Here is a 767-nt window from a genome sequence, read left to right as displayed (position 1 = left end):
CGCCTGCCGCAACAACCCGTTTGAGACGGTCGCGGACCTGAATAAAAGCGGCCTGGCGGAGATGAAGGCGCCGACCGGCACGTTTCTGGCTTATGCCACCGCGCCGGGCGACGTAGCGCTGGACGGGGAGGGGGAAAACAGCCCCTTTACCGAGGCTCTTGCGCGCGAAATCATGGTGCCCGGGCGGCCCGTGGAACAGGTTTTCAAACACGTGCGCCGGGCGGTGCTGGCGCAAAGCGGCGGCAGCCAGACGCCTTGGGACACCTCCTCGCTGGTCAGCGATTTTGTCTTTGCCGAAGCCGCGCCGGAGCCGGTGCTGAGCGCGGCGGAGATGCAGGAAGCACAGATCTGGCACTCGGTCAAAGCGTCGCGGGATGCGATGCAGATCATGCTGTTTCTGCGCGGCTACGGCGATGGGAAATACGCCGGGGAAGCGCGGGCGCTGCTGGCGGAGCTGATGGCGGAAGAGCTGCAGGGCGGGGCTGCGGGCGGGCAGGCGGTGGCTGAGGCTCCGGTTGCGGCGCCCGCTCCGGCGGCGGCTCAGGATGCCGAAGCGGCGATGTTCGAAGCGGCGCGGGCGGACGGCAGCAAGGCCGCGTATGAGGCCTATCTGATGGCCTATCCGGAGGGCCGCTTTGCCGCGATTGCGGCGGCAGAGGCAGCAGCGCTGGCGGCCGGTGCAAGCCAGGACCCGGAGGCGGGCGGTGAAGTTGCGGCGGCGGCTGAACAGCCTGCGCCGGCTCCGCCGCTGTCCGAACCTGGGCCGG

Annotated in this window: 1 protein-coding gene; it reads left to right on the top strand. The window is 69.5% G+C overall.

The features are described 5' to 3' along the window. Window positions 1-61: 61 nt before the first annotated feature. A partial coding sequence (locus tag RA19_RS27705; RefSeq protein WP_275041761.1) for a caspase family protein occupies window positions 62-767 on the top strand: 706 nt, incomplete at its 3' end.

It is taken from the genome of Leisingera sp. ANG-M1 (genome assembly GCF_000813745.1).
Classification (GTDB): domain Bacteria; phylum Pseudomonadota; class Alphaproteobacteria; order Rhodobacterales; family Rhodobacteraceae; genus Leisingera.
This window is presented reverse-complemented; position numbering and strand designations above follow the sequence as displayed.